The sequence below is a fragment of the Streptomyces sp. NRRL B-24085 genome, assembly GCF_001282115.1.
Taxonomy (GTDB): domain Bacteria; phylum Actinomycetota; class Actinomycetes; order Streptomycetales; family Streptomycetaceae; genus Streptomyces.
This window is the reverse complement of sequence record NZ_LJBR01000082.1, coordinates 24132-48956: the sequence shown is the minus strand read 5'-3', so window position 1 is coordinate 48956 and position 24825 is coordinate 24132. Positions and strand designations below refer to the sequence as shown.

Annotated in this window: 20 protein-coding genes and 1 pseudogene; 12 read left to right on the top strand and 9 right to left on the bottom strand. The window is 70.7% G+C overall.

Annotated features, from left to right (window positions below; all coding sequences use genetic code 11):
• From AOJ26_RS12140 to AOJ26_RS12120, 5 genes and pseudogenes are all read right to left on the bottom strand, one after another.
• A pseudogene (locus AOJ26_RS12140) lies at window positions 1-200 on the bottom strand (MFS transporter); the annotation flags it as partial.
• Window positions 201-394: 194 nt separating this feature from the next.
• Entirely contained in the window at window positions 395-1426 is a 1032-nt protein-coding gene (locus tag AOJ26_RS12135; protein WP_053848255.1) for a LacI family DNA-binding transcriptional regulator, read from the bottom strand.
• 76 nt (window positions 1427-1502) lie between these two features.
• Complete coding sequence (locus tag AOJ26_RS12130; RefSeq protein WP_053848254.1) at window positions 1503-2339, bottom strand: ATP-binding cassette domain-containing protein; 837 nt, start codon at window positions 2337-2339, stop codon at window positions 1503-1505.
• Window positions 2336-3349, bottom strand: a complete 1014-nt coding sequence (locus AOJ26_RS12125; protein WP_053848253.1) for an ABC transporter permease — start codon at window positions 3347-3349, stop codon at window positions 2336-2338. Before AOJ26_RS12125 ends, AOJ26_RS12130 begins: the two co-directional genes overlap by 4 nt.
• Before the next feature lie 131 nt (window positions 3350-3480).
• Entirely contained in the window at window positions 3481-4497 is a 1017-nt protein-coding gene (locus AOJ26_RS12120; protein ID WP_053848252.1) for a sugar ABC transporter substrate-binding protein, read from the bottom strand.
• 420 nt (window positions 4498-4917) lie between these two features.
• Here AOJ26_RS12120 and AOJ26_RS12115 point away from each other — a divergent pair, with 420 nt between their 5' ends.
• Both AOJ26_RS12115 and AOJ26_RS12110 read left to right on the top strand, forming a co-directional pair.
• Window positions 4918-7479, top strand: coding sequence for a GH32 C-terminal domain-containing protein (locus tag AOJ26_RS12115; protein ID WP_053848251.1), 2562 nt, complete (start codon window positions 4918-4920; stop codon window positions 7477-7479).
• A 14-nt stretch (window positions 7480-7493) separates the two neighbouring features.
• Window positions 7494-7787 (top strand): putative quinol monooxygenase, encoded by a 294-nt coding sequence (locus tag AOJ26_RS12110; RefSeq protein WP_053848250.1) that lies wholly within the window; start codon window positions 7494-7496, stop codon window positions 7785-7787.
• Window positions 7788-7856: 69 nt separating this feature from the next.
• On the opposite strand, the gene AOJ26_RS12105 is transcribed toward AOJ26_RS12110, so the two are convergent.
• Window positions 7857-9116, bottom strand: a complete 1260-nt coding sequence (locus AOJ26_RS12105) for an ROK family transcriptional regulator (protein WP_053848262.1) — start codon at window positions 9114-9116, stop codon at window positions 7857-7859.
• Window positions 9117-9273: 157 nt separating this feature from the next.
• Here AOJ26_RS12105 and AOJ26_RS12100 point away from each other — a divergent pair, with 157 nt between their 5' ends.
• The 5 genes from AOJ26_RS12100 to AOJ26_RS12080 all read left to right on the top strand — a co-directional run bounded on the left by AOJ26_RS12100 (window position 9274) and on the right by AOJ26_RS12080 (window position 16130).
• The gene (locus tag AOJ26_RS12100) at window positions 9274-10590 is read left to right on the top strand and encodes an ABC transporter substrate-binding protein (RefSeq protein WP_053848249.1); all 1317 of its coding nucleotides are present in this window, start codon (window positions 9274-9276) and stop codon (window positions 10588-10590) included.
• Between the two features lie 5 nt (window positions 10591-10595).
• Window positions 10596-11588 carry a carbohydrate ABC transporter permease gene (locus tag AOJ26_RS12095; protein WP_053848261.1) on the top strand — a complete coding sequence of 331 codons (993 nt, stop codon included), beginning with the start codon at window positions 10596-10598 and terminating at the stop codon, window positions 11586-11588.
• 13 nt (window positions 11589-11601) lie between these two features.
• Window positions 11602-12441, top strand: coding sequence for a carbohydrate ABC transporter permease (locus AOJ26_RS12090; RefSeq protein WP_053848248.1), 840 nt, complete (start codon window positions 11602-11604; stop codon window positions 12439-12441).
• A 20-nt stretch (window positions 12442-12461) separates the two neighbouring features.
• On the top strand, window positions 12462-13820 hold the full coding sequence (locus tag AOJ26_RS12085; RefSeq protein ID WP_053848247.1) for a GH1 family beta-glucosidase: 1359 nt from the start codon (window positions 12462-12464) through the stop codon (window positions 13818-13820).
• Between the two features lie 159 nt (window positions 13821-13979).
• The gene (locus AOJ26_RS12080; protein ID WP_053848246.1) at window positions 13980-16130 is read left to right on the top strand and encodes an MMPL family transporter; all 2151 of its coding nucleotides are present in this window, start codon (window positions 13980-13982) and stop codon (window positions 16128-16130) included.
• Window positions 16131-16647: 517 nt separating this feature from the next.
• Here AOJ26_RS12080 and AOJ26_RS12075 read toward each other — a convergent pair.
• The 3 genes from AOJ26_RS12075 to AOJ26_RS12065 form a co-directional block, all read right to left on the bottom strand.
• Window positions 16648-18099, bottom strand: coding sequence for a HAMP domain-containing sensor histidine kinase (locus AOJ26_RS12075; protein ID WP_053848245.1), 1452 nt, complete (start codon window positions 18097-18099; stop codon window positions 16648-16650).
• Window positions 18096-18788 carry a response regulator transcription factor gene (locus AOJ26_RS12070; protein ID WP_053848244.1) on the bottom strand — a complete coding sequence of 231 codons (693 nt, stop codon included), beginning with the start codon at window positions 18786-18788 and terminating at the stop codon, window positions 18096-18098. The genes AOJ26_RS12075 and AOJ26_RS12070 overlap by 4 nt, the downstream gene beginning before the upstream one ends.
• 168 nt (window positions 18789-18956) lie before the next feature.
• On the bottom strand, window positions 18957-19604 hold the full coding sequence (locus AOJ26_RS12065; protein WP_078959859.1) for a hypothetical protein: 648 nt from the start codon (window positions 19602-19604) through the stop codon (window positions 18957-18959).
• 302 nt (window positions 19605-19906) lie between these two features.
• On the opposite strand from AOJ26_RS12065, the gene hemL reads away from it, so the two are divergent.
• The 5 genes from hemL (at window position 19907) to AOJ26_RS12040 (ending at window position 24824) form a co-directional block, all read left to right on the top strand.
• Window positions 19907-21226 carry a glutamate-1-semialdehyde 2,1-aminomutase gene (gene hemL / locus AOJ26_RS12060; protein ID WP_053848243.1) on the top strand — a complete coding sequence of 440 codons (1320 nt, stop codon included), beginning with the start codon at window positions 19907-19909 and terminating at the stop codon, window positions 21224-21226.
• Complete coding sequence (locus AOJ26_RS12055; RefSeq protein ID WP_053848242.1) at window positions 21223-21912, top strand: histidine phosphatase family protein; 690 nt, start codon at window positions 21223-21225, stop codon at window positions 21910-21912. Before hemL ends, AOJ26_RS12055 begins: the two co-directional genes overlap by 4 nt.
• A 178-nt stretch (window positions 21913-22090) precedes the next feature.
• Window positions 22091-23374: a hypothetical protein gene (locus AOJ26_RS12050; RefSeq protein WP_053848241.1), complete on the top strand. Its 1284-nt coding sequence runs from the start codon at window positions 22091-22093 to the stop codon at window positions 23372-23374.
• A 66-nt stretch (window positions 23375-23440) separates the two neighbouring features.
• Entirely contained in the window at window positions 23441-24049 is a 609-nt protein-coding gene (locus AOJ26_RS12045) for a TlpA family protein disulfide reductase (RefSeq protein ID WP_053848240.1), read from the top strand.
• Between the two features lies 1 nt (window position 24050).
• Window positions 24051-24824 carry a cytochrome c biogenesis CcdA family protein gene (locus AOJ26_RS12040; protein WP_053848239.1) on the top strand — a complete coding sequence of 258 codons (774 nt, stop codon included), beginning with the start codon at window positions 24051-24053 and terminating at the stop codon, window positions 24822-24824.
• Window position 24825 lies beyond the last annotated feature (1 nt).

Here is a 24825-nt window from a genome sequence, read left to right as displayed (position 1 = left end):
CCGGCGGCGAAGGTGCCGAACGCGGCGATCGTGCCGACGGCGGGGTCGGCGCCGGGGAAGAACAGTTCGCCGAAGACGAGGGCTGCGACGGTGCCGTAGACGAGGAAGTCGTAGAACTCGACGGCGGTGCCGAGCAGGCCGGAGAGGGCGACCCGGCGGAGTTGGCGGGTGCGGTCGGACGGGGCGGGGGACGGGGGCATCGCGGTCTCCCTTGAGCGGGGGAAGGACACCGTGAAATTAGGCTGTCTGATGACCGTCGTCAATAAAGTGCACAACATTGGCTTCGGCGGGACCCGGGTGGGTCGCGCGTCATGGAAACCCGCGGCGGGTTCGCTTCCGGGTTCGGTCGGCCTCCGGGGCGGGTCCCGTCCGCCCCGCCCGCGCGGCCGTCAGGTCAGGCCCGTTGCAGCACCGGGGCGGGCCGCTCGCCCGAGCCTCGTACGATCAGGCGGGTCGGGACCGTGATGGTCCGGGCCCGGGTGCGGTCGCCGTCGAGGCGGGACAGGGCCGTGGTCGCCGCTGTCCTGCCGATCTCCTCGGGGTCCTGGGCGACGACGGTCAGGGCCGGTTCGAGCGCCTCGGCGAGCGGGACGTCGTCGAAGGAGACGACGGCGACGTCCTTGCGCCTGCTGCGGGCGAGTTCGGCGACTATGCCCAGGGCGACGATGTTGTTGCCGGCGAACAGGGCGGTGGGGGGATCGGCCAGGGCGAGGAGTCGGGAGGTCGCGGCCGAAGCCCCCTGCTGGTCATGGGCGTTGGCGACCAGGGAACGGTCGTACGGCAGGCCGGCCCGGTCGAGGGCCTCGCGGTACCCGGCCAGGCGCTCACGCCGGGTGTAGAGCTTGACCGGCAGGTCGCCGACGAAGCCGATGCGCCGGTGGCCGTGGGCGATCAGGTGGGCGACACCGTCGTGCGCGCCGGTGCGGTTGGAGCTGACCACGCTGTCGGCGGCCAGGCCCACTCCGGGGCGGTCGAGGAAGACGACGGGCAGCCCCGTGGCACGGTGGGTCTTGAGGTGGGAGTGGTCGGCGCCGACGGACGGCACGACCAGCAGGATGCTGACGCGGCGGGCCAGGAACTTGTCCGTCAGGGCCCGTTCACGGTCCGGTTCGTCCGCCGAAGAGCCCATGAGCAGGGTCAGTCCGCGGTCGCGGACCGTGTCCTCGATGCTGCGGGCCACCGCCCCGAAGAACGGGTTGCCCAGGTCGGGGATGACCAGACCGATCGTGGTGTCGGGCCCGCCGACGCGGATGTTGCGGGCCATGAGGTTCGGCTGGAAGCCGAGCTTGGCCACGGCGGCGAGCACCTGTTCCCTGGTCTCGGCCGACGCGGGTCCGTCCTCGTTGAGAACGCGGGAGACCGTCTTGGCGCTGACGCCCACTTCGCGGGCGACGTCGGCCAGGGTCGGGCGGCGGTTCGCTGCCATGGAGGAAACCGTCTCCTGTGCTCGTCGGTTCCGGCCGCGGCCTCGGCCGGACGCCGTCGAGTGTCGAGTGCTGTGGTCAGGTGGCCTGGACGCCCGCGGCCTTCGCGGCCTCGGAATCCGCTACGACAGTACCTCCGGCCTCGTCGACGGTGAGCGCGCCGGTCATGATGGCGACGACCTCCGCCATGGAGTAGTCGGAGGGCTTGATCAGGGCGGCCCGCCGGCCCAGCCGGTGCACGTGGATCCGGTCCGCGATCTCGAAGACGTGCGGCATGTTGTGGCTGATCAGGACGACCGGCATGCCCTTGTCCCGGACCCGGCGGATGAGGTCGAGGACCTGTCCGGACTCCTTGACGCCGAGCGCGGCGGTGGGCTCGTCCATCACGACGACGCTGCGCGCCCAGGCGACGGAACGGGCGACCGCCACGGCCTGCCGCTGTCCGCCGGAGAGCGTCTCGACCGCCTGGGTCAGCGACCGCAGGCCGATCTTCAGGTCGGCCATGTGCTCGGCGGCCTCCTGCCGCATCCTTTTCTTGTCGAGCATCCGGAACACGCTCCCGAGGACACCGGGGCGCCGCAGCTCCCGTCCGAGGAACATGTTCGAGGCGATGTCCATGGAGGCGGCCACGGCCAGGTCCTGGTAGACCGTCTCGATGCCGTGGGCGCGGGCGCTCTGCGGGCCGGAGAAGGTGATGGGCTCGCCGTTGAGCCGGATCTCGCCCGCGTCCGGTGTCACCGCACCGGTGAGGGCCTTGATGAGGCTGGTCTTGCCGGCGCCGTTGTCGCCGATGACGGCGAGCACCTCACCGGGCAGCAGGTCGAAGTCGGCGCCGTCGATGGCGGTGACCTGGCCGTAGCGCTTGACGAGACCGCGGGCCTGGAGGACGGGGGTGGGGGAGGCGAGGGCGCTCATCGGGCCTTCTTCCGGGAGATCTGGTCGACGGTCACCGCGAGGATCACCAGCACACCGGTGATCAGGGTCTGGTAGATGGAGGCGACGCCCATCAGCTGGAGCCCGTTGCGGAAGACGCCGACGATGAGGACGCCGATGAAGGTGCCGAGCACCGAGCCGCGGCCGCCGAAGAGGCTGGTGCCGCCGAGGACGACGGCGGTGATGCTGTCGAGGTTGTCGGTCTGGCCCGCCTGCGGGTCGCCCACTCCGGTGCGGGAGATGAGCAGCAGGGCGGCGACGCCGTAGAGGAGACCGGCGACGGTGTAGACGCCGATGGTCAGCCGGGAGGTGCGGATGCCGTTGAGCCGCGCGGCCTCCTGGCTGTTGCCCAGGGCGTAGACGTGCCGGCCCCAGCCGGTGCTGCTCAGTGCGTAGGCGAGCAGCAGGAACAGGCCGATGGTCACGAGGGAGCCGTAGGTGATGTCGGTGTGGCCCATCGGGAAGGTCTGCCCGAGGGCCGTCAGCGGGCCCGGCAGGTTGGTGACCGTCTGCTCCTCGGAGTAGATGTGGGTCAGCGCGAACGCCACGTTGAGCATGCCGAGCGTGACGATGAACGGCGGCAGCGGGATCTTCTGCACCAACAGCCCGTTCAGCAGCCCGAATCCGCCGCAGACGGCCAGTCCCAGCGCGATGGCGAGAAGCGGCGGCAGCGAGCCCTCGGCGGCCATCTTGGCGATCACGATGCTGCCGAACGCCATCACCGCCCCGCACGACAGGTCGATGCCCGCGGTGAGGATGATCAGGGTCTGGCCGATGGCGAGGGTGCCGACGACCATGACCTGCTGCACGATCAGCGAGAAGTTCCCGCCGGTGAGGAACTGGTCGGTCGAGACGGCGAAGAAGACACAGGCGAGCAGAAGGGCGACCAGCGGGCCCGTGGTCGGTGCCGTGAGCAGCCTGCGGGCCGTGGTCGGCGCCTTGAGCTCGGCGTACGGCGAGGAGGTGCTCGGGGGCGTGGACGTGGCGGTCATGCGAAGTCCTTGTCGGAAGACAGAAGTCCTGGTGGGAGGACAAGGGGGCGGCCGTCCCCGGGTCGGGGAGGAGCGGGACCGGCCGCCCCGCTCAAGGGCGGGGCGAGGTCGTAGGGAGCCCGGGGCGGGGCTCAGCCCCAGCAGTTCTCCAGACCGAAGGCGGTGTCCTTGGAGTCGATGCCCGGCTGGGCCTTGTCGGTGATCAGGGTGACGCCGGTGTCGGTGTACCCGGACACCTTCTTGCCGCCCTTGGCGTACGTCACCACGGCGTTGACCCCCTCGGCGGCCATCTTCAGCGGGTACTGCTGCGAAGTGGCCGCGATCTTGCCGTCCTTGACGGCCTGGGTGCCGGTGCAGCCGCCGTCGACGGAGACGATCAGGACGTCCTTCTCGCGGCCCTTGGCCTTCAGCGCGGTGTACGCGCCGAGCGCGGCCGGCTCGTTGATGGTGTAGACGAGGTTGATGCCGGGCTCCTTCTGGAGGCAGTTCTCCATGGCGGTCTGGCCCTTGGCCTGGTCGCCGCCGGTGTCCTGGGCGCACGCCACGTCCTTCTCGGTGGCGCCGAAGCCCTTGAGGAACCCGTTGTGCCGCTGGACGCCGACGGAGACGCCGGGGGCGAGGTCGAGGGCGGCGATCCTGGCCTTCTTGCCCTTCATGGCGGCCTTGGCGTACTCGCCGATCAGCTCGCCGGCCTTGAGGTTGTCGGTGGCGAACAGGGCGTCGACCGCGCTCTCCGGCTCGGTCGGCGTGTCCAGGGCGATGACCAGCACGCCCTTGGCCTTGGCCTTGGCTATCGCGGGCACGATCGCCTTGGAGTCGCTCGGGGTGATCAGGATGCCCTTCACCCCGGCGGCCACCATGTTCTCGATGGCGGTGACCTGACCGGCGTTGTCCCCGTCGAACTTGCCCGCCGCGGTCATGAGCTGGACGCCGTCCTTCTTGGCGGCCTTCTCCGCGCCCTCCTTCATCTTCACGAAGAACGGGTTGGTGTCGGTCTTGGTGATCAGCCCGACCTTGACGCTGCCCGAACCGGCGCCGACGGAGTCCGATCCGGAACCGGAGCCGCAGGCCGTCAGGGCGAGGGCCCCGACCGAGGCGCAGGCGGCGACTCTGAGCAGGGAGGAAGGCAGTCGAGGGGTGCGAGACATGGACGACTCCAGCGGGATTGCGGGCGAGCGGCGGCATCGGAGCATGCCGTCCCTGGGTGTCATCGTTGACTTATGTCATCGTTGACACTGCCGAGGATGATGACCCCGTCTCCCTGAGACGTCAATGCCCCGCGTCCGTCACAAGTCCGCAACGCCGGTGGCGGCCGCCCGGTCCGTGCCCGTTTCCGTCCCGACCCGCCGTGGCGGGGCGGCCCGGGGCAGCGCGCGGCCGTCGGTGGCGCGTGACGGAGGCACGGGCCGGGCAGAAGTGGTCGCGGCACGACCGTTGACGAGCCGTACGCCTTGCGTTCATCATCGGCCCTCGGTGTCAACGATGACATGAGTCAACGATGACACCTCCGACCGGTGGGCCGCGGAGGACGGTGCCGGTCCCAGGCACGTCACCAGTACGGGAGACCCATGACTTCTGGACGTGTATCCCGGCATGCCCGCACCCGGATGATCGCTGCTGCGGCGACCGTCTGCGCCCTGTCCGCGACCCCGCTCGCCCCGCGGGCGGTCGCCGCCGACACCCCGCCGTACACCGAGACCTACCGCCCCGGGTTCCACTACACCCCGCAGCGGAACTGGATGAACGACCCCAACGGGCTCGTGTACTTCAAGGGCGAGTACCACCTCTTCTACCAGTACAACCCGAACGGCGACTCCTGGGGAGACATGTCCTGGGGGCACGCGGTCAGCAAGGACCTCGTGCACTGGAAGGAGCTGCCGCTCGCCCTGTCGCACGACGACAAGGAGATGGTGTTCTCCGGCAGCGCGGTCGTCGACAAGGACAACACCACCGGGTTCGGCACGAAGAAGGACCCGGCGATGGTGGCGGTCTACACCAGCCTCGACAAGAGCACGGGCACCCAGGCCCAGGCGCTCGCCTACAGCACCGACCGCGGCCGTACCTGGACCAAGTACCAGGGAAATCCCGTCCTCGACATCGGCTCGAAGGACTTCCGCGACCCGAAGGTGCAGTGGTACGCGCCCACCAGGAGCTGGCTGATGACGGTGTCGCTGTCCGCCGAGCACAAGGTGCGGTTCTACTCGTCCAGGAACCTCAAGGACTGGGACCTGCTCAGCGAGTTCGGCCCGGCGGGCGCGACCGGCGGGGTGTGGGAGTGCCCCGACCTGTTCCCGCTCGCGGTCGACGGGGACCCGAAGAAGATCAAGTGGGTCCTGGTCGTCAACATCAACCCCGGGGGGATCACCGGTGGTTCGGGCGCCCAGTACTTCGTGGGCGACTTCGACGGCCGGAAGTTCACCGCCGACGACAAGGGCTCCTACACCCCGCCCGCCGGCACGGTGGTCCAGGACTTCGAGGGCACCGGCCTCGACCCGTGGACGACCACCGGGACGGCGTTCGGCGAGGCCCCGGCGCCCGGCGCGCTGGAGGGACAGTCGGCTGTCACCGGCTACGACGGCAAGGGCCTCGCCAACAGCTTCCACGGCGGGGACTCCGCCACCGGCACCCTCACCTCCGAGCCCTTCACGGTGGCGACCCCGTACCTGAACTTCAAGGTCGGCGGCGGCAACCACCCGCACCAGGACGGGACCGTACCGGAACGCGGGGCCCCGCCCGAGGGGACGGTCCTCGCCGACTTCGAGGGCGGCACCTACGGCGGCTGGACGGCGACCGGCGACGCCTTCGGCACGGAACCGGCCACCGGCACCCTGCCCGGCCAGCAGGAGGTCACCGGCCAGCTGGGCGGCGGCCTGGTCAACACCTTCCTGAACGGCGACGCCACCACCGGCACCCTCACCTCGCCCGAGTTCACCCTCGACCGTGACTACGTCGACTTCCTCGTCGGCGGCGGCAACCACCCGGCCGGCTCGGACCACCCGACCGCGCTGGAACTCCTCGTCGACGGCCAGGTCGTGCGCAGCGCCACCGGAAGCGACGCCGAGGCGTTGAACTGGGCCTCCTGGGACGTGCGCGACCTCGCCGGGAAGAAGGCGCGGATCCGGATCGTCGACGACAACACCGGCGGCTGGGGCCACCTGAACGTCGACCACGTCGTGCTGTCCGACACCCGGGCCGCGCCCGTCTCCCGGGAGACCTCCGTCAACCTGCTCGTGGACGGCGAGGTCGTGCGCAGCGCCACCGGTTCCGACAGCGAGACCCTGGACTGGGCCTCCTTCGACCTGCGCCCCTACGCGGGCCGGCAGGCGCGGATCCAGATCGTCGACAACAACACCGGCGGCTGGGGCCACATCCTGGCCGACCGGTTCACCACCGCGGCCGCTCCCGCCAGGTCGGTCGTGCAGCGCGCCGACTGGGCCGACTACGGCAAGGACTACTACGCGGCCGTGTCCTGGGAGAACGTGCCGGGCGGCGGGCGGTACATGATCGGCTGGATGAGCGACTGGGAGTACGGCGGCTCCGTCCCGACCTCTCCCTGGCGCGGCGCGCAGAGCGTTCCGCGCCGGATGGCGCTGCGTACCGTGGACGGCCGGGTCCGGCTGACCAGTGAACCGGTGGCCGGCCTGGCGTCCCTGCGCGTCGGGGACGCGGCGACGGCGTCCGGCGTCACCGTCACCAGCACCTCGCAGCCGCTGATCGGCCCGCAGGCGCAGGGCGCGGAGCTCGACATCGAGGCCGCCTTCTCCCTCCGGGACGCCGACCGCTTCGGCCTCCGGGTGCGCACCGGCACCGGCGGAGAGGAGACGGTCGTCGGCTACGACACCACGACCCAGGAGCTGTACGTCGACCGCACCCGCTCCGGCGCCACGGACTTCAGCAGCGCCTTCCCCGGCGTGCAACGGGCTCCGCTCAAGGCCGTCGACGGCAAGGTCAGGCTGCGGATCCTGGTCGACCGGTCCTCCGTCGAGGTCTTCGGCGGGAACGGTGAGGCCGTGATCACCGACCTGGTCTTCCCCCACCCCGACAGCCGGGGAGTGCGGGTCTTCGCCGAGAACGGCTCGGTGAGACTGGACCGGGCCCGGGTCCGGCACCTCGGCTCCTACCGCGACTGACAAGGACACGAACCGTGAAGAAGACCCTGCTCGCCGAGTTCACCGCCCGTGAGGGAGCCCAGGACGAGGTCGCGCGCATGATCGTGGAGTACGCCGGCAAGGTGCGTGCGGAGGAGGGCAACCTCGTCTTCGACGTCTACACCAAGGCGTCCCACCCGCGTGCCTTCTGGATCTTCGAGGTCTACCGGGACGAGGACGCCTTCCAGGCGCACCTGAAGGCCCCGTACGGCGGCCCGTTCAACGCCGCGCTGGCTCCGCTGATCGAGGAGGACGCCTCCGTGCTGACGTTCCTCGACCCGGTGGTCTGACCGGGGCCGGCCCCGCGGGCACGGTGGCGTTCACCGCGCCGGGCGCCGGGTGCGCGTCTCCGGCGCGGGTCAGCCGTTCGCGGCCTCGTGTTCGCGGTCGGGGGTGGGCCGGCGGCCGCCCTGGGCGAAGAAGTCGGCGAGGGGAAGGCTCGCCGCGCCGACCGTGACCGCGTCCGGGCCCAGCCGGCCGACGTCGATGGAGACGCGTTCGGCGGGGTGGCGCAGCGCGTACGCGTCGGCGTACCGGCGTACGGCGGGCAGGAAGTGGCGGCCGAGCTGGAGGCCCGCCCAGCCGCCGATGAGGATGCGCTCGGGCTGGAAGAGGTTGACCAGGTCGGACAGGCCGGCGCCGACGTACTCGGCGGTCTCCTCCAGGACGGCGACGGCCACCGGCTCGGCCTCGGCGTCCCCCTCCGGGTGGGCGGCGGCGAGCAGCGCCGCCAGCGCGGTCTCCTCGTCGGCGCCCTCCGGCGGGTGACCGCCCGCCTCCCGCCAGCGGTCGACGAGCGCCCCCGCACCCGCGTACGCCTCCAGGCAGCCCTGGGCGCCGCAGCGGCAGCGGCGCCCTCTGACCCGCACGGTCACGTGGCCCCACTCCAGGGCGCGGCCGTACTCCACCTCCTCGGTGACCAGGCAGGCGCCGATGCCCGAGCCGAAGAGGACGACGACCGCGTTCCGGGAGCCCCGGCCGGCCCCGAACCACAGCTCGGCCTGGCCCAGGGTGCGGGCGCCGTTGTCGATGAAGTACGGCACCGAGCCGGGGAGTTCACAGGCCGAACGCAGCAGGGACTCCAGCGGCACGGTGTCCCAGCCGATCGTCTGGCCGTGCACCACCGCGCCCTCGCCCGGGGTGCGGGCCACGATGCCGGGGACTCCGATGCCGACGCCCAGGAGCTGTTCCGGGGTGACGTCCGTGTCGGCGAGGACCTCGGTGATGCCGTCGCGGATGTGGCCGACGACGGCCTCGACGTCGTAGCCGTGGTGCTCCAGGGGCCGTTCGGTGCGGGCGAGTTCGGTGAGGGCGAGGTCGAAGAGCTCGACGCGGACGCGGGTCTCGCCGACGTCGACGCCGATCATGTGGCCGCCGGCGGGGGCGACGCGCAGCAGGGTGCGGGGGCGGCCGCCGTCGGACTCGACGGTGCCGGCCTCCTCGACCAGACCGTCCTCGACGAGTTCGGCGACCACGTTGCTGATCGAGCCGCCGCTCAGGCCGGTGGCGGGGGCCAGTTCGTAGCGGCTCATGGGGCCGTCGAAATACAACCGTTGCAGTACGGCGGTTCGGTTGCCCCGTCGCAGGTCACGCACCGTCCGCCCGCTCCGCCCCGCCATGTGGTTCCCTTCCGACGCCGCCTCGACCTGCAAGATACCCTCGCGCCGACTCTTGACGCGACTTTCCTTCGCGTCTTAAATCACGCCATAAATTAACTCCGGGGTGGTGTTCGAGAAGCGAACGCACCGGGGTTTCCCTGGAAGGGACGCCAGAGCCATGCGCAGAACCCGAGCCGCGGCCGCCGGTGCGGTCACCGTTTCCCTCATGACTCTCGTGACCGCCTGTGGCGGCGGCTCGTCGACGAGCGGCGGGTCCAACGACTCGCCGAAGACCCTGACCTACTGGGCCTCCAACCAGGGCGCCAGCATCGAGGTCGACAAGAAGGTGCTCCAGCCCGAACTCGACAAGTTCGAGAAGCAGACCGGCATCAAGGTCAAGGTCGAGGTCGTGCCCTGGTCCGACCTGCTCAACCGGATCCTCACCGCGACCACCTCCGGGCAGGGCCCCGACGTCCTCAACATCGGCAACACCTGGAGCGCCTCCCTCCAGGCCACCGGCGCGCTGCTGCCCTGGGACGCGAAGAACTTCGCCGCGATCGGCGGCAAGGACCGCTTCGTCGACTCCGCGCTCGGCTCCACCGGCGCCGAGGGCAAGGACCCGGCCGCGGTCCCGCTCTACTCGATGTCCTACGCCCTCTACTACAACAAGGAGATCTTCGCCGACGCCGGCATCACCAAGCCCCCGGCCACCTGGGACGAACTGGTCGCCGACGGCAAGAAGATCCAGGCCAAGGGCAAGTCCGCGCTCGGCGCCGAGGGCGCGAACCTCTCCGAGAACATCCACCACGTCTTCGTCTTCGCCAAGCAGCACGGCGGCGACTTCTTCACCCCCGACGGCAAGCCCGACTTCACCAACGACAACGTGGTGGCCGCGGTCAAGCAGTACGTCGACCTGATGGCCAAGGACAAGGTCATCCCGACCGGCGACGCCGAGTACGCCCAGAACCAGTCGGTCAGCGACTTCGCCAAGGGCAACCAGGCCATGCTGCTGTGGCAGTCCGCCTCCGCCAACCTCAAGTCCCAGGGCATGAGCGAGGACAAGTACGGCATCGCGCCCGTGCCCGTGCAGTCCGGCACCCCGGGCACCGGCACCCAGGTCAACTCGGCCGTCATGGGCATCAACCTGGCCGTCTTCAAGAACACCGACAACATCGACGGTGCCAAGAAGTTCGTGAAGTTCATGACCAGCGACGCCGAGCAGAAGATCCTCAACACCGCCTACAGCTCCATCCCGCCGGTCAAGACCGTGCAGGAGGACACCACGTTCAGCACGGGCCCCAACAAGGTCCTCAAGGACACCCTCGCCACCAGCGCCGCCGCCCTGCCGCAGGTCGCCGACGAGTCGCAGTTCGAGACGGCCGTGGGAACCGCCGTCAAGGACCTGTTCGCCGACGCGGCCGCCGGACGCGCGGTCACCACCGAGTCGGTGAAGGCGGCACTGGAGAAGGCCCAGCAGCAGATGCCGACGAAGTGAGCACGATGACCACCACCGCGCCCGCAGAGGCCGCCGTGGGCGAGACCCCTTCCGGGGCGGCGCATCCGAATCCCCGCCGCCGCCCCGGAAGGATCCGCCGCATCGGGCTGCCGTACCTGCTCCTGCTGCCGGCCCTGCTCCTCGAACTCCTGGTCCACCTGGTGCCGATGGTGATCGGCATCGTGATGAGCTTCAAGGAGCTCACCCAGTTCTACATCCGCGACTGGGGCGCCGCGCCCTGGTCCGGCCTCGACAACTACAAGGTGTCGGTGGACTTCGACGCCCCGGTCGGCGAGGCGCTGCTGCACTCGTTCCTCGTCACCGTGGCCTTCACGCTGCTGTCGGTCGGCCTGTGCTGGCTGATCGGCACGGCGGCGGCCGTCTACCTCCAGGACAACTTCCGCGGCCGGGGCCTGCTGCGGGCGCTGTTCCTCATCCCGTACGCCCTGCCGGTCTACGCGGCCGTCATCACCTGGGTGTTCATGTTCCAGCACGACAACGGCCTGGTGAACCACGTCCTGCACGACCAGCTCCACCTCACCGACAAGCCGTCCTTCTGGCTCATCGGCGACAACAGCTTCTGGGCCCTGCTGACCGTCTCGGTGTGGAAGGGCTGGCCGTTCGCCTTCCTCATCGTCATGGCCGGACTCCAGAACATCCCCGGCGAGCTGTACGAGGCGGCCGCCCTGGACGGCGCCGGGATGTGGCAGCAGATCCGGCGGATCACGCTGCCGTCCCTGCGGCCCGTCAACCAGGTGCTGCTGCTGGTGCTGTTCCTGTGGACGTTCAACGACTTCAACACGCCGTTCGTCCTGTTCGGCAAGTCGGCCCCGGAAGCCGCGGACCTCATCTCGGTCCACATCTACCAGGCGTCCTTCGTCACCTGGAACTTCGGCACCGGCTCCGCCATGTCCGTGCTCCTGCTGCTGTTCCTGCTCGTGGTGACGGGCGTGTACCTCCTGCTGACCTCCCGGGGAAGGAAGCCGGCCCATGGCTAGCACCAACTCGCCGATGGCACCGCCGCGTTCGTTCTTCTGGTCCCGGCGGATCTTCCTCACCCTGCTCACCGGCTTCGTCCTGCTGCCGGTGTACGTCATGGTCTCCAGCTCGCTGAAGCCGCTCGCCGACGTCACGGGCCAGTTCCACTGGCTGCCGAGCGAGGTGACCATCCGGCCGTACATCGACATCTGGTCCACGATCCCGCTCGCGCGGTACTTCGTGAACTCGCTGGTGGTGGCGGGCGCGGCGACCGTCTGCTCGGTGGTGATCGCGGTGTTCGCCGCGTACGCCGTCAGCCGCTACGAGTTCCGCGGCAAGCGCGTCTTCACGGTCACCGTGCTGTCCACGCAGATGTTCCCGGGCATCCTCTTCCTGCTGCCCCTCTTCCTGATCTACGTCAACATCGGCAACGCCACCGGCATCGCCCTGTTCGGCTCGCGCGGCGGGCTGATCCTGACGTACCTGACCTTCTCCCTGCCGTTCTCCATCTGGATGCTGATCGGGTACTTCGACTCGGTGCCGCGCGATCTGGACGAGGCCGCGCTGGTGGACGGCTGCGGGCCGTTCGGGGCGCTCTTCCGGGTCGTGGTCCCGGCCGCGATCCCCGGGATCGTCGCGGTCGCCGTCTACGCCTTCATGACCGCCTGGGGCGAGGTGCTCTTCGCGTCGGTGATGACCAACGACACCACCCGCACCCTCGCCGTCGGACTCCAGGGCTACTCCACGCTCAACAACGTGTACTGGAACCAGATCATGGCCGCCTCGCTGGTCGTCAGCGTCCCCGTGGTCGCAGGGTTCCTGCTGCTCCAGCGCTATCTCGTCGCCGGGCTGACGGCGGGCGCCGTCAAGTGACCGATCTTGAAAGGACTTTCGTGAGCATCGACCTCGCCGCACTCCCGCACGACTTCCTGTGGGGCACGGCCACGGCGGCCTACCAGATCGAGGGAGCCGTGTCGGAGGACGGCCGCTCGCCGTCGATCTGGGACACCTTCTCGCACACCCCCGGCAAGGTCGCCGGCGGCGACACCGGCGACGTCGCCTGCGACCACTACCACCGCTGGCGCGAGGACATCGGCCTCATGCGCCGGCTCGGCACCAACGCCTACCGGCTGTCCGTCGCCTGGCCGCGCGTGCTGCCCGGCGGCGACGGCCCGGTCAACCCCAAGGGCCTCGACTTCTACGACCAGTTGATCGACGCCCTGCTGGCCGCCGGCATCACCCCGTCCGTCACCCTCTACCACTGGGACCTGCCCCAGGTCCTCCAGGACCGCGGCGGCTGGCCCGCCCGCGAGACCGCCGAGCACTTCGCCGCGTACGCCTCGGTCGTGGCCGAGCGGCTCGGGGACCGGGTCGACCACTGGACCACCCTCAACGAACCCCTGTGCTCGGCCTGGATCGGCCACCTGGAAGGGAAGATGGCCCCGGGTCTGACCGACCTCACGGCCGCCGTCCGCGCCTCCTACCACCTGCTCCTCGGCCACGGCCTGGCCGCCCAGGCGATCCGCGCCGCCTCCCCGTCCGCCCAGATCGGCCTCGTCACCAACCTCTCCACCGTGCACGCGGCCACCGACAGCCCCGAGGACCTCGCCGCCGCCCGCCGCATGGACGGCCACACCAACCGCTGGTGGCTCGACCCGGTCCACGGCCGCGGCTTCCCGGCGGACATGCGCGAGGTCTACGGCGTCGACCTCCCGGAGCGGGACGGCGACCTCGCGGTGATCGCCACCCCGCTGGACTGGATCGGCCTCAACTACTACATGCCGGTCACCGTGGCCGACGACCCCACCGGACCGGCACCCCGGGCCCGCCAGGTCGCCCGCCCCGGCGTCCCCCGCACCGGCATGGACTGGGAGATCGACGCGTCCGGCATCGAGACCCTCCTGCTCCGCCTCACGAACGAGTACGGCGCCCGCAAGATCTACGTCACCGAGAACGGCTCCGCCTACCCCGACGTCGTACGCCCCGACGGGACGGTCGACGACCCGGAACGCCAGCAGTACCTGGTCGACCACCTGGCCGCCTGCGCGTCCGCCGCCCGCAAGGGCGCCCCGCTGGCCGGCTACTTCGCCTGGTCCCTGCTGGACAACTTCGAGTGGGCCTACGGCTACGACAAGCGCTTCGGTCTGGTCCACGTCGACTACGAGACCCAGCGGCGCACGATCAAGGGCACCGGCTACCGCTACGCGGACATCATCCGGGCCCACGCGGAGAGGGACCGCAAGGCGGCCTGAGCACGCCTGCACGGAGAAGAAGGGCGGGGTCCCGGGACCCCGCCCTTTCGCCATGCTCGGCCGACCGGTCTGAGCACCGCATTAACAGTCGCCTCAGGTTCGCTCGCTAGGAAGTCGGCATCCAGACAAGCGAAGTGACCCGTATGCAGGAGGCTAGTGATGGCAGTCGACGCAGCGCCGCCCGGACAAGCGCCGGTCGGCCGATTGGCAGGCCGGTGGGTGCCGTGGTTGGTGATCGGTCTGTGGCTGGTGCTGGCGGTGGGCATGGTGCCGCTGAGCGGAAAGCTCAGCTCGGTCACCACCGACAGCGCCGTGGACACCCTGCCGGCCGGCGCCGAGTCCACCAAGGCGGCGGTGCTGGACGACCGCCTCCCCGGCGGCGACGACAACACGTTCGTCTTCGTGTACCACCGCGCCGGCGGCATGACCGACGCCGACCGCGCGACGGTCGAGCGCCACTACGGCACCCTGACCAAGCGGTACCCGCCGAAGGGGACGGCGGCGGCCGGCGAGGACGACGAGGGCTCACCGGTGAGCCCCTCCAGCGACCACAAGGCGATGATGTTCACCCTCGACGTGAGCACGGCCTACGGCGCACCGGAGGAAATCGTCGGCCCGTTGCGAGACGCCGCGAAGGACCGCCCCTCGGGCCTGGAACTCGACGTGACCGGCCCAGGCGCGATCGACGGCGACATGGAAGCCGTCTTCGACGGCATCGACGTGCAGGTCCTCCTCACCACCATCGCCGTCGTCACGCTCCTGCTCATCCTCACCTACCGCAGCCCGGTGCTGTGGATCATCCCGCTGCTGGCCGTGGGCGCGGCCGCACTCACCGCGATGGGGACCGTCTACCTGCTCGTCAAGGGCTTCGGCATCGTGGTCAACGACCAGAACTCGGCGCTGCTGACGATCCTGGTGTTCGGCGTCGGCACGGACTACGCGCTGTTGCTCATCGCCCGGTACCGGGAGGCCCTGCACCACCACGAGAACGTCCGGGTCGCGATGGTCCACGCGCTGCGCGGCGCGGCCCCGGCCGTCGTCGCGTCCGCGGCCACCGTGGTCGCCGGCCTGCTCTGCCTGCTCGTCGCGGACCTCAACAGCACCAGCGGGCTGGGGCCGATCGGTGCGGCCGGCATCCTGTGCGCGCTGGTGGCCATGCTGACGCTGTTCCCGGCGGTGCTCGTGGTGCTCGGCAGGCGGATCTTCTGGCCGGCCGTCCCGCGGTTCAGCACGGCCGTGGAGGAGAAGCCGGGGCTGTGGGGACGGCTCGGCGCCGCCCTCAGCCGTCGCCGGTGGGTGGCGACGCTCGGCTCGCTCGGCATCCTCGGCGTGCTCGCCCTCGGGCTGGCGGGCAACACCGGCGCCCTGCGGGAGCAGGACCAGTTCCTGTCCGCGCCGGAGTCGGTCACCGGGTTCGCCGTTCTCCGCCAGCACTTCCCTGAGCTCGGCGGCCAGCCGATGACGGTCTTCACGCGGCCGGCGCATCAGGAGCGCGTCCTCGATGTCGTCAAGGACACCCGCGGGGTGGCCCTGGCCGTCCCGGAGCAGACCAGCGGGGGCTGGGCGAACATCTCGGTGTTCCCGAAGGACGCGCCGGACACCGCCGCGGAGTACGACACGATCAAGCGGGTGCGCACCGCCGTGCACGCGGTGCGCGGGGCGGAGGCGATCGTCGGCGGGCCGAGTGCGGAGAACATGGACACCGAGGTGACCACCGAGCGCGACGAGAAGCTGGTGATCCCGCTGGTGCTCGTCGTCGTCCTGATCGTCCTCGGGCTGCTGCTGCGCGCGATCGTGGCCCCGCTGGTCCTGATGGCCACGGTGATCGTCTCGTTCGCCGCGGCCTTCGGCGGCAGCGTGTTCGTCTTCGACACGGTCCTCGGTTTCAAGGGTGTCGACTACTCGGTGCCGCTGCTGGCGTTCCTGTTCCTGGTGGCGCTCGGCGTCGACTACAACATCTTCCTGGCCAGCCGGGCCCGGGAGGAGACCGTGCGTCTCGGCACCGCGGCGGGCATGCTCAAAGCCCTCTCCGCCACCGGTGGTGTCATCACCTCGGCCGGCCTGGTCCTGGCCGCCACGTTCGCGGTCCTCGCCACACTTCCGCTGGTGATGCTGATCGAGGTCGGGTTCCTGGTGGCCTTCGGCGTGCTGCTCGACGCCCTGCTGGTGCGGTCGGTCCTGGTGCCCGCGCTCACCCTGCTGATCGGCCGCCGGATGTGGTGGCCGAGCCGGCTGTCCCGTCCGGCGGCCGAGCTGCCGGACGGTCGACAGCCGCTCACCGCCGACGAGGAGGCCGCGCTGCAACGGTGAGCGCGGCGGCACGGACAAGATCCGGGACGGGCCCCAGGCCCGTCCCGCTTTTTTACGGAGCCGACGGACCCCGCCCGGTGGTCCTGCGCCCCGCGCCGAGGGCCGGGGTCTGGGCATCGCGAAGCCCTGTCCGGTGGCGGACCGCTTGTCCCGCGCCGTGCGGCCGGGGCTGGGGCCGGCGCACCGCGGGACGAGCCACCGACGCCGGCCCACGCCGGAGCCACCAGCGCCGGCCCACGCCGCACTACGCGGTCCTGCCCCGGCGGTGGGCCGCGTGGGGCCATGCCCGAGGGCCGTTATCACCTGTCCTGCGCTGTGCCGCCTGGCGGGTCAGCGCCCCGGGGTGTCTTCGCCGGCGGTGGGTCGCGTGGGGCCGTGCCCGAGGTCCGCCGTTCCTTGTCCTGCGCTGTGCCGCCGGGCGGGTCGGCATCTCGTGGGGTCCTGCCTCGGCGGTGGGGCGTGTGGAGCCGTGCCCGAGGGCCGCCGCCCCCTGTTCTGCGCCGCGCCGCCTGGCGGGTCAGCGCCTCGGGGTGTCCTCCCCGGCGGTGGGCCGTGTGATCGGCGTGGGCGGGGGCGCGGCCGGGAGGTCGATCCGGAGCAGTGCGCCACCGCGTGCGGAGCGGGTGACGGTGGCCCGGCCGCCGTGGGCGTCGACGACCCGCTGCACGATCGACAGCCCCAGACCGGATCCCGGCAACGCCCGGGCGCTGTCGGCACGGTAGAACCGGTCGAACACCCGCGGTACGTCGGCGGCGTCGATGCCCGGCCCGGCGTCGTCGACCTCGAGCACCGCCGACATGCCCTCGGCATGGAGCCGGACCTGGACCGGCTGGTCCCCGGGGGACCACTTGCCGGCGTTGTCGACGAGGTTGAGCACCGCCCGCTCGAGCGCGGCGGGACGCCCGCTCACCCAGACAGAGGTCACGTCGAGCGCGATCTCGATGTCGGGCACGCGGGAACGCGCCCGGGCCGCGGCGGCCACCACCACGTCGGCGAGGTCGAGCAGCTCGGTGCTCTCGTCGCTGACGTCACCGCGCGCCAGGTCGGTCAATTCGGCGACGAGGGTGCTCAACTCGGCCACCTGGGCGCCGAGATCCTTGAGCAGCCGGGTCCGGCTCTCCGCCGGTAGCGCGCTGTCCAGGGTGCCGCGCCGATCGAGCCGGATCAGCAGCTCGGCGTTGAGGCGCAGGCTGGTGAGCGGGGTCTTGAGCTCGTGGGCGGCGTCCTCGGCGAGCAGCCGCTGGGCCCGCCGGGAGTCGCGGAGCGCGGCGAGCATGTCGTTGATCGACCGGATCAGCCGCCGGATCTCCCCGCCGCCCTCGTCCGGGATGTCGGCGTCGAGATCCCGGGTGTCCGCGACACGTACCGCGGCGGCGGTCAGCCGGTCGATCGGTGCCAGCCCGGCCCGTGCCACGGTCCGCCCGACAAGGGCGCCGCCGACCACGCAGAGCAGCCCGATCAGCAGCATGCCCGCCCCGAACCGGTTGAGCGGGCTGTCGTCGACGACGTGGGCCACCTGGACCGCGCCGTCGCCGGCCCGCAGCGTGTAGACGAGGTAGCCGTCCTCGTCGCTGTCGTCCGACTCCATCAGGTCGGCCGACACGCCCCGCGCCACGCGCTCGGCGCGCTCGCTGACCGGGGGCAGCGAGGGTTGGCCGGCCGGCGTGCGGACCGAGCCGTCGGGCAGGATGACCCGCACCAGCCGACCTGATCCGGGATACGGCGGCAGCCGGACCTGAGCCGGACCGGCGCGCTCCGCGTCCGCCGCCAGGACGCGGGAATCGGCGCGCAACTGATCCTTGGCGCTGTCCTGGAGCTCCCCGCCCAGCAGCTCGCTGGCCACCTGGAAGGCCACGAACACGCTGACCGCGATGGCCGTCGCCGCGATCACCGTCAGCCTGGCCCGCAGGGACCGCCGGCGCCACCATCGGGTCAGCCGGCGCGGTTCCCGGCCGGTGGGCCTGCTCACGGAGGGGTCTCCCGCAGCGTGTATCCCAGGCCGCGCAGCGTGTAGATCAAGCGCGGCTCGCCCTCGGCCTCCATCTTGCGGCGCAGGTAGCTCACGTACACCTGGAGGTTGTTGGCGGTGGAGCTCATGCCCCAGCCCCAGATCGCCTCGAACAGCGCGTCACGGGTCACGACCCGGGTCGCGTTGCTGATCAGGACCTCCAGGAGGGAGAACTCGGTCCGGGTCAGGTGCAGCGACCGCCCGCCCCGCCACGCCTCGAACCGGTCGGGGTCGAGCCGGACGTCGGCGAACGACAGGATCTGCGACTCCTCGTCGGTCGGCGTGCGCCGGCGCAGCAGGGCCCGCACCCGGGCCAGCAACTCCTCGGTGGCGAACGGCTTGGGCAGGTAGTCGTCGGCGCCCGCGTCCAGCCCCGCGACCCGGTCGGAGACCTGGTCACGGGCGGTCAGCATCAACACCGGCAGATCCCGGCCCGCGGCCCGCAACCGCCGGCAGGTCTCCAACCCGCCGAGGCGGGGCATCATCACGTCGAGGATCAGCAGGTCCAGCGTGTCACCGCCCGCCCCGCCGACCCCGTCGAGCACGGCGAGACCGTTGGCGACGGTGCTGGTGTCGTAACCCTCGACCTGGAGCACCCGCTCCAGGGAATCCCGGATGGCCGCTTCGTCATCCGCGATCATGATCCGCACGCCCGGCCCGCCCCCTCCCGTCGATGTTTTGCGGCTCATTGTCCCCGGCCGACCTGAGGCCAGTGTTAGAGCGCCGCCGGGGACCGCGCAGGTGTCGACGACCGGGCTGCCGCCGACGCCAAAAGGGCGAGGCCCGAAGACCTCGCCCCACTCTCGGGAAGCCTCAGCTCAGGGCCACACGAGGCAGTACGGCTGATGCCCCGCCTCATGCAACCGATGGCTGAAGTCCTGCCACTCGTGCAGCAGTTGGTAGACGTTGAACGCATCCCGCGGGCCGCCCCGGTCCGGGACCGTCGACCAGATGAACGCCGCCGCGCCGACCGCTTCCTCGCCTATGCCGCGCAGTGGGTCCACGACCGTCATGGGGAGCTTGACCACCGCGTAGTCGGGGTGCAGGACGACCAGTTCGAGCGGGGGGACCTTGTGCAGGGGGACGCCCTCGATGCCGGTGAGGACCATGGCCGCCATGGTCTCCGGCTTGATCTTGGTGAACATGCCGTTCATCCCGAGCTCGTCGCCGCCGAGTTCCTCGGGGCGCATCGAGATCGGGACCCGGGCCGCGGTCGCGCCGTCGGGCGCGCCGAAGTACTTGTACGTCACCCCCACCCGACCACCATTCCTGCTTCCCGCCCTCAACGGATCGATACGACGTTCGATACGTCGCTCGTCGCGTTCCGACTCATCCGGGGTGCCCGGAGCACCGCGTCCCTGACGTGTCTCGGCCGCTTCCTCCGCCTCGCGCCGGTGCCTTCCCCGCCGGGCACGTCGAGGACCCAGGTCGTCAGTCCCCTCGCCCAGTCCGCCACCGCGATGCATATCTCCACCCGACTGCTTTTCTAGGACGCGCAGGCCCCGCCGCGCAACCCGATCATCGTGTCAGTGACCTCCCCCACGGCCGCCCGCCGAAACGTGCGTTGAAACACCTGTCCGCAGGATCTTCGCAGCCCCTGAACACACGACTGCGCGCCATCGTCTCCGTGAGCTGTGTGTATCTGCATCCAGTTTCGCAGATCGCGGGACGCCGGGGGGTTGCGAGGGCTGGCCTACCCTGAGGTAGTCACCGGCAACGGAGTCGAGAAAGCCGAACAAACCGGAGAAGGTCGGAGTAGTCGCAGGATATGAGTGAATTGCCCTATTCATACGAGGCGCCTGTCTCGCAGGCCCTGTTCGACCGCGCGTCTGCCGTCACGCCCGGCGGCGTGAACTCCCCGGTCCGCGCCTTCCGTGCCGTGGGCGGCACCCCCCGCTTCATGGTGTCCGGCACCGGGCCCTACCTGACCGACGCCGACGGGCGGGAGTACGTCGACCTCGTCTGCTCCTGGGGCCCCATGATCCTCGGGCACGCGCACCCCGAGGTCATCGCCGCCGTCCAGGAAGCGGTGGCGAAGGGCACCTCCTTCGGCACCCCCGGTGAGGGCGAGGTCGCGCTCGCCGAGGAGATCGTCGCCCGGGTCGAGCCCGTCGACCAGGTGCGGCTCGTCTCCAGCGGGACCGAGGCCACCATGTCGGCGATCCGGCTCGCCCGCGGCTTCACCCGCCGCACCAAGGTCATCAAGTTCGCCGGGTGTTACCACGGTCACGTCGACTCGCTGCTCGCCGCGGCCGGTTCCGGCGTCGCCACCTTCGCGCTGCCCGACACCCCCGGGGTCACCGGTGCCCAGGCCGGCGACACGATCGTGCTGCCGTACAACGACCTCGAGGCCGTGCACGAGGCCTTCCACCGGCACCCCGGCGAGATCGCCTGTGTGATCACCGAGGCCTCGCCCGGCAACATGGGAGTCGTGCCGCCGCTGCCCGGCTTCAACCAGGGACTGAAGGACGCCTGCGCGCAGAACGGCGCCCTCTACATCTCCGACGAGGTCATGACCGGGTTCCGTACCAGCAGGAGCGGCTGGTACGGCATCGACGGGGTCCGCCCCGACCTCATGACCTTCGGGAAGGTCATGGGCGGCGGGTTCCCGGCCGCCGCCTTCGGTGGCCGCGCCGACGTCATGGCCCACCTCGCCCCCGCCGGACCCGTCTACCAGGCCGGCACCCTCTCCGGGAACCCGGTCGCCACCGCCGCCGGCCTCGCCCAGCTGCGGCTGCTCGACGACGCGGCCTACGCCAAGGTCGACGCCGTCTCCGAGCAGATCCGCTCACTGGTCTCCGAGGCGCTCGGCAAGGAGGGCGTCGCGCACACCGTGCAGACCGCCTCCAACATGTTCTCGGTGTTCTTCACCGACCGGCCGGTGCGCGACTACGAGGACGCCAAGGCACAGGAGTCCTTCCGGTTCACCGCGTTCTTCCACTCCCTCCTGGAGAACGGCGTCTACCTGCCGCCGTCCTCCTTCGAGTCGTGGTTCGTCTCCACGGCCCACGACGACCAGGCGGTTCAGCGCATCGCCGACGCCCTCCCGGCGGCGGCCCGAGCGGCGGCGGAGGCCACGGCAGCATGAGCACCCCCAGCAACAGCGACATCACCGTCGTCCACCTGATGCGGCACGGCGAGGTCGCCAACCCCGACGGGGTCCTCTACGGCCGTCTCGCGGGCTACCACCTCTCCGAGCTCGGCCGGCAGATGGCCGACCGGGTCGCCGAGCACCTCGCCCCCCGGGACGTCACCTATGTCTGCGCCTCCCCGCTGGAGCGGGCGCAGGAGACGGCCACGCCGATCGCCAAGGCGCACGGCCTCGACCTCGCGACCGACGAGCGGCTCATCGAGGCGGAGAACGTCTTCCAGGGCAAGACCTTCGGCGTCGGCGACGGGGCGCTGAAGAACCCGGAGAACTGGAAGCACCTCGTCAACCCCTTCAAGCCGTCCTGGGGCGAGCCGTACATCGACCAGGTCGTCCGGATGAAGGGGGCGCTGGACGCGGCCAGGGACCGGGCGCGCGGGCACGAGGCCGTCCTGGTCAGCCATCAGCTGCCGATCTGGATCGTGCGGTCCTACGTCGAGAAGCGGCGGCTGTGGCACGACCCGCGCAAGCGGCAGTGCACGCTCGCCTCCCTGACGTCCTTCACGTACCAGGGCGACCGGATCGTGTCCGTGGGGTACAGCGAGCCGGCGATCGACCTGGTGCCGGTTCATCTCCGGGCGGGTGCGCGGCCGGTGAAGGGCAAGAGCAAGGCGTTCGGGGCGTAGTCGGTTCGTGGGGAGCTGCGGGTCCGTTGTGGCTGGTCGCGCAGTTCCCCGCGCCCCTGTCAGGGGCGCGCCACCTCGGCCTCGTTGTTACGTAATCCGGAAAAACGGCCTGGAACCTCCCCCCTCGTCACTGCCTCTGACTGGGTGACCACCCAAGCACGTGACGAATCGGGGAAGCATGCACTCTCTCACTCGAAGGGGAGCCATAGGCCTCGGGGCGGGCGCCGCGGCCGCCGTCGGACTCTCGGGGTGCGGCACTCTCACCGGCTCGGACGGCTCGGACGGGGTGACCCACGGGGCCGGCTCCCCGCCCAGCAAGAAGCCGACCCCCACCGCGCGCCCCATCGGCGACGGCTCCACCTCCTTCACCGGCAAGCAGCCCCACCAGCCCGGCAAGCCGGTGCCGCTGGAGCCCGGCCAGACCCCGCCGCAGTTCGTCGTCTTCTCCTGGGACGGCGCCGGCGAGGTCGGTAACGGCCTCTTCCCGCGCTTCCTCGACCTCGCCAGGAAGCACGACGCGCACATGACCTTCTTCCTCTCCGGGCTGTATCTGCTGCCCGAGTCGAAGAAGCGGCTCTACGACCCCCCGAACAACCCCCGCGGTGCCTCCGACATCGGCTACCTCACCGACGAGCACGTCAAGGCGACCCTGACCAACATCCGCCGGGCCTGGCTCGAGGGGCACGAGATCGGCACCCACTTCAACGGTCACTTCTGCTCCGGCTACGGCACCGTCGGCAACTGGACGCCCCAGCAGTGGAAGAGCGAGATCCAGCAGGCGAAAGCTTTCGTCAAGGAGTGGCGCACCAACACCGGCTGGACCGACCTGCCCGCGCTGCCCTTCGACTACGACAAGGAACTCGTCGGCGGCCGCACCCCCTGCCTGCTGGGCCAGGACAACCTGTTGCCCACCGCCCGCGAGCTCGGCTGGCGCTACGACGCCTCCTCGCCCGGCGGCCGCCAGGTCTGGCCCGGGAAGAAGAACGGCATATGGGACCTGCCGCTTCAGCAGATACCGTTCCCCGGACGCGGCTTCGAGGTCCTGTCCATGGACTACAACATGCTCGCCAACCAGTCGATCAACTCGACCAACGCGCCCGCCCACAACTACCCGGGCTGGCGTGAGCAGTCCGCCGGGGCCTACATCGCCGGCTTCCAGCGGGCCTACGAGACCAACCGCGCCCCCTTCTTCGTGGGCAACCACTTCGAGCACTGGAACGGCGGCATCTACATGGACGCCGTGGAGCAGGCCTTCAAGCACATCGCGCGGGAGAAGGAGAAGGGCGCCGACGTCCGCATGGTCTCCTTCCGGCAGTTCGTCGACTGGATGGACGTGCAGAAGCCGGAGGTGCTCGCCAAGCTGCGCACGCTCGACGTCGGCCAGGAGCCGGCGGGCGGCTGGAACACGTTCCTCAAGGCACCCTCGACACCCTCCTCTTCCGCCTCCTCGAACGCTGCCTGAAATGCGGGTTTCCGCCCGCAAGGGGGGTGCCCAAGATCCCCGGAACGGGCATGCGAAACTTTTCACATGAGTGCCGCCAGCCGTAGTCGCTCCCGAATCCGCACCGCCCTGCTCAGCGCGGGTGCCGCAGCCGCGGCGCTGACCCTGTCCGCGTGCAGCTCGGGCGGCACCTCGGGCGGTGGCGGCGACACCAACTTCATCATGGGCGCGGACGGCATCTCCACCGCCGAGCAGGGGGACCGGGGGGCCGCCCCCGACCTGTCCGGCAAGACCGTCGACGGGGGGCAGCTCGACGTCGCCGACTACAAGGGCAAGGTCGTCGTCCTGAACATGTGGGGCTCCTGGTGCGCCCCGTGCCGGGCCGAGGCACCCAACCTGGAAGCGGTCTACAAGCAGCTCAAGGGCAAGGGCGTGCAGTTCGTCGGCGTCAACACCCGCGACACCAGCGTCCAGAACGCCCGCGCCTTCGAGAAGGACATGGGCATCACCTTCCCCAGCCTGTACGACCCGACCGGCAAGCTGATGCTCCGCTTCGCCAAGGGCACCCTCAACCCGCAGGCCGTGCCCTCCACGCTGGTCATCGACCGGGACGGGAAGATCGCCGCCCGCTCACTGGCCGCGCTCAGCGAGGGCAAGCTGCGCAAGATGATCGACCCGGTCCTGGCGGAGAAGTGACGTGAGCGCAGTCGCCACGCTCGCCGCCGAGACGGGCTACAACGGCACCGTCCTCAACGGCGCCCTGCTCCTCGCCCTGCCCATCGCGGTCCTCGGCGGCCTCGTCTCCTTCTTCTCGCCGTGCGTCCTGCCGCTGGTGCCTGGCTATCTGTCGTACGTGACCGGCGTCACCGGCACGGATCTGGCCGAGGCCCGGCGCGGCCGGATGGTCGCGGGTGCCTCCCTGTTCGTGCTCGGCTTCACCGCGGTGTTCGTCTCCAGCGGGGCGCTGTTCGGCTACTTCGGCCAGACGCTCCAGGAGAACCAGGGCGTGCTGTCCAAGGTGCTGGGCGTGCTCATGATCCTCATGGGCGTCTTCTTCATGGGCCTGATGCCCTGGATGACCCAGCGGGAGTTCCGCTTCCACAACAAGCCCACCATGGGCCTGGTCGGCGCCCCGCTGCTCGGCGCGCTGTTCGGCATCGGCTGGACCCCCTGCATCGGCCCGACCCTCGCCTCGGTGATCGCCCTGTCCTCCCAGCAGGGCAGCGCGGGCCGCGGTGCCATACTGACCGTCGCCTACTGCCTCGGCCTCGGGGTGCCCTTCGTGCTCGCCGCGGTCGCCTTCCGCAAGGCGCTCGGCGCCTTCGGCTGGGTCAAGCGCCACTACGTCTGGGTCATGCGCATCGGCGGCACCATGATGATCGTGACCGGGCTGCTGCTGCTGACCGGCGCGTGGGACCGCCTCGTGCAGGACGTCCAGTCCTGGTCCGCCGGCTTCACTGTGGGGATCTGAT

Excerpts from the sequence above, each read along its gene's own strand:
- AOJ26_RS12135 (WP_053848255.1), bottom strand. The coding sequence starts at position 1,426 with ATGGCAGCGAACCGCCGCCCGACCCTGGCCGACGTCGCCCGCGAAGTG.
- AOJ26_RS12130 (WP_053848254.1), bottom strand. The coding sequence starts at position 2,339 with ATGAGCGCCCTCGCCTCCCCCACCCCCGTCCTCCAGGCCCGCGGTCTC.
- AOJ26_RS12125 (WP_053848253.1), bottom strand. The coding sequence starts at position 3,349 with ATGACCGCCACGTCCACGCCCCCGAGCACCTCCTCGCCGTACGCCGAG.
- AOJ26_RS12120 (WP_053848252.1), bottom strand. The coding sequence starts at position 4,497 with ATGTCTCGCACCCCTCGACTGCCTTCCTCCCTGCTCAGAGTCGCCGCC.
- AOJ26_RS12115 (WP_053848251.1), top strand. The coding sequence starts at position 4,918 with ATGACTTCTGGACGTGTATCCCGGCATGCCCGCACCCGGATGATCGCT.
- AOJ26_RS12105 (WP_053848262.1), bottom strand. The coding sequence starts at position 9,116 with ATGGCGGGGCGGAGCGGGCGGACGGTGCGTGACCTGCGACGGGGCAAC.
- AOJ26_RS12100 (WP_053848249.1), top strand. The coding sequence starts at position 9,274 with ATGCGCAGAACCCGAGCCGCGGCCGCCGGTGCGGTCACCGTTTCCCTC.
- AOJ26_RS12095 (WP_053848261.1), top strand. The coding sequence starts at position 10,596 with ATGACCACCACCGCGCCCGCAGAGGCCGCCGTGGGCGAGACCCCTTCC.
- AOJ26_RS12090 (WP_053848248.1), top strand. The coding sequence starts at position 11,602 with ATGGCACCGCCGCGTTCGTTCTTCTGGTCCCGGCGGATCTTCCTCACC.
- AOJ26_RS12080 (WP_053848246.1), top strand. The coding sequence starts at position 13,980 with ATGGCAGTCGACGCAGCGCCGCCCGGACAAGCGCCGGTCGGCCGATTG.
- AOJ26_RS12065 (WP_078959859.1), bottom strand. The coding sequence starts at position 19,604 with ATGCATCGCGGTGGCGGACTGGGCGAGGGGACTGACGACCTGGGTCCT.
- hemL (WP_053848243.1), top strand. The coding sequence starts at position 19,907 with ATGAGTGAATTGCCCTATTCATACGAGGCGCCTGTCTCGCAGGCCCTG.
- AOJ26_RS12055 (WP_053848242.1), top strand. The coding sequence starts at position 21,223 with ATGAGCACCCCCAGCAACAGCGACATCACCGTCGTCCACCTGATGCGG.
- AOJ26_RS12050 (WP_053848241.1), top strand. The coding sequence starts at position 22,091 with ATGCACTCTCTCACTCGAAGGGGAGCCATAGGCCTCGGGGCGGGCGCC.
- AOJ26_RS12045 (WP_053848240.1), top strand. The coding sequence starts at position 23,441 with ATGAGTGCCGCCAGCCGTAGTCGCTCCCGAATCCGCACCGCCCTGCTC.